The 3285-nt window shown below is 55.6% G+C and carries 2 protein-coding genes and 1 pseudogene; all 3 read left to right on the top strand.

Going from position 1 to position 3285, the window contains the following annotated elements; all coding sequences use genetic code 11:
• A pseudogene (locus AC1DT6_RS40225) lies at positions 1-1225 on the top strand (hypothetical protein); the annotation flags it as partial.
• Positions 1222-1533 (top strand): hypothetical protein, encoded by a 312-nt coding sequence (locus tag AC1DT6_RS40220; RefSeq protein ID WP_441635213.1) that lies wholly within the window; start codon positions 1222-1224, stop codon positions 1531-1533. The pseudogene AC1DT6_RS40225 and the gene AC1DT6_RS40220, both read left to right, overlap by 4 nt.
• Positions 1534-2114: 581 nt before the next feature.
• A partial coding sequence (locus AC1DT6_RS40215; protein WP_477115602.1) for a hemagglutinin repeat-containing protein occupies positions 2115-3285 on the top strand: 1171 nt, incomplete at its 3' end.

Genomic DNA, 3285 nt, shown 5'->3' with positions numbered 1-3285 from the left:
GCTGCACGCCGCAGGCGGCGCGCTTGTTGCGGGCCTGGGTGGCGACAACGCGGTGGCCGGCGCAGTCGGTGCGGGTGCGTCGTCGCTGGCTGCGCCCAAGCTTCAAGAGCTTGGCAATGCTGTGTCAGAGAGCACGGATACTGGCAATGCGGGGCTGAATGAAGCGCTCGGGAATGTGGCGGCGAACATTGCAGCGGGTGGCATTGGTGCCGTTGTGGGTGGTGGGTCGGGTGCGGCGGCGGCCGCGAATGTGGATCGGTTCAATCGGCAGTTGCATCCAGATGAGCAGAAGTGGATCAAAGACAATGCCAAGGCTTTCGCACAGCGGCTCAATGGCGGGCAAGCTCCGTCCGATGCTCAGGTTGCCGACGCCGAGGAGCGCCTTGCACAACAGAGCTTTCGTCAAGTGCAGAATGGCGTTGGCGGTGCATGGGATCAAGCGGCGAGTAGCTTTCTGAGTCAGGGTCACGGAATGACCCCATCGGATGGCACGAGTGGGCCGGGCTACATGTTCTTCGCAACAGACGCGCAAAAAGCCGATGCAGGCATTTACTCGAAATACCTGCCGCAAGATCGAATCAACAACTTCTATGCAGACAACGGCCTGACTCAGCCGACTGCAGGTCAAGTTGCGTCGGCAGTAGCTAGAGAACAGTCCCTCGACAATAAGATCGGCGCCGCCGTCATTGCAGCATCTGTTGGCGCACTCGCCGCAATTGGTACCCCGGCCGTAGCCGCAGGCAGCACCGCAACGCTTGTAGCGATTGGGGCGGTCGGCGGCGGGGGCTTTGATGCCGCAGGACAGTTCGCGCAGGACGGCAAAGTCAACCCGACTCAGTCGGCCTTTGCGTCGGCAACCGGTGCACTGACTGCGCCAATTGGTGCCGCAACTGGCTTTACTGGCAATATGTTTCTCGGTGGCGCAACCAATATTTTGAATACAACCTTCAATAATACGTACTATGGAAAGAATGATAGCCCCCTACTGGCGGGTGCCGTAGGGTCGATCTTTGGAGGATTAGGCTGGCTCGCTGGAACCGCCACAACAACTATTTTTGGACAGAACGCACCCAAGCTAATTTACCCTGGTGGCTCGGTCAATCCAGCGGTTCCCGCTATTCTTCAGGGATTTCCCAATCCGCTACCTGGCTACGCTGGTGCGACAGCAGGTTCGACGATACAAGGAGGCGGATCCTTCGTGCCCGGCAAGGAAATGAAAAAATGAGCAGAAAGCTAGATGCATTATTGCGAGAGCGCACATGGCGCGGCGTTATCAGTAGAACTGTTTGCACAATTCTCCTTGTCGTACTTGTTGCATGGCTTCCGGAAATTGTAATCTGGGGAGAAGCAACTATATTTAAACGTCATATTATTATAGACCAAAATAAATATTCAATTTTTCGGATTACTTCCGGACTATTTGTAATAATCATCTTCACTCGAGAGGCGATTACCATCCGGTCTATATTAAAAAATAGAAACAATGAAAACGGGCCATCCTTACCAACACCAAGAAAAATGAATGGAAAATGAGAACACGACATTTCATCAAAATCTCAAGTGGATTACTTTCCCCTTGGCTAATGCAAATTCCACTTATAACGCTTTGGCTTCTTAAATTTAATGTTTCATCAAGATATTTTTTTGCGATGACCATATTTTGCTCGATATGGTCTATTGGAATATCGATATGGCATGCAATACTATTTCGAAAGCGCTCACAGTCAAATCGAATTCACCACGATAATTGGAGCCGAGGCCGGCGTATTAATCAACACTTATTTCATCAACACCAGAATTAATATAGAAAAATCAAATATAGATTAAATTTAATGATCAGATTATTTTTGTTCTTTATTTTAGTAATATCGATTTCACTCATAGGCGTTGCATCAATCAAGATTTTCATTGTTCTCTTGACGCAATTTTGGTACGCCGCAGAATATCCATGGAGTATGGATGATCTCCGATTTATTATCACTCGAGGATTACTTATGAGCGCTATTTTCTGCACCCTCGGATTAATATGGCACATAAAAGGAAAAAGATAGCGCGACATAAAATAGGATCGACAGAAAAAACCATAATTGATCTTCGTAAATTCGCGAGTCGGCATGAGAAAGTCCATAGTTGGTGTCTCGTACGGCCTTGGCCAGGGCAATGCCGGCTTCGGCGTATCGGCCTCCGCTTCCAAAGCAAAGGGCAACTCGGACAGCCAGGGCATCTCGCAAGCCAACAGCCATGTGAACGGCCGCGAGTCGGTCACCTTCGTGTCGGGCAACGACACCAATGTCCTCGGCGGCATGGTCGCTGGCGGCAAGGTGACCGGGAGTGCCGGCGGCAACCTCAATATCGCCAGCCGCCAGGAAACCGAGGAGATGCGTGCCAGGCAGCAGAGCATGGGGGGTGGTATCAGCATCAGCCAGGCCGGCGCTACCGGCAGCCTCTCCGCGAGCCTGGGCAARGCCAATGGCMGCTACGMMAACGTCAGCGAGCAGTCCGGCATCCAGGCCGGCAAGGACGGTTTCGATATCRCCGTCAAGGGCAATACCGACCTGCATGGCGCGGTSATCGCCAGCGAGGCAGGCAAGGACAAGAACAGCCTGACCACCGGCACGCTCACCTGGAGCGACATCGCCAACCACTCGGACTACAGCGCGACTTCCGCKGGCCTCWCGGCAGGCGGGGCACTTGGCGCACCCWCCGGTCAGAGCAACAGCGGCCAGACCTCCGGCAAGAACACCGGCGGCATCAACCCGATGATCCCGCAGCACGAGAGCGGCAGCCAGGACGGCGCGGCACGCAGCGCAGTGGCCGGAGGCRCCATCACCATCAAGGACCAGGCCAACCAGAAGCAGGACCTGGCCGACCTGCGGCGGGACACCGCCGGCACCAACAGCACGGTCGGCAAGAACCCCAACCTGGACCAGGTGCTGAACAAGCAGTCCGACATGATGGCCGCCGCCCAGGCCGCCGGCGAGGCGGTCGCCAAGACGGTGGGCGACGTGGCCGGCGCCAAGGARAAGGAGGCGCGYGCGAATGCCARGGCCGCCCATGACGCCGGGGATAGCGAGATGGAACACAAGTACCTTGCCGACGCGAAGMAMTGGGAGGAAGGCGGCGACTACCGTGCGGCGCTGCACGCCGCAGGCGGCGCGCTTGTTGCGGGCCTGGGTGGCGRCAACGCGGTGGCCGGCGCAGTCGGTGCGGGTGCGTCGTCGCTGGCTGCGCCCAAGCTTCAAGAGCTTGGCAATGCKGTGTCAGAGAGCACGGATACTGGCAATG

This window comes from Cupriavidus sp. 01L45 (genome assembly GCF_056399885.1).
Note: the sequence above shows the minus strand (reverse complement) of the source record. Positions and strands in the feature narration are given on the sequence as shown.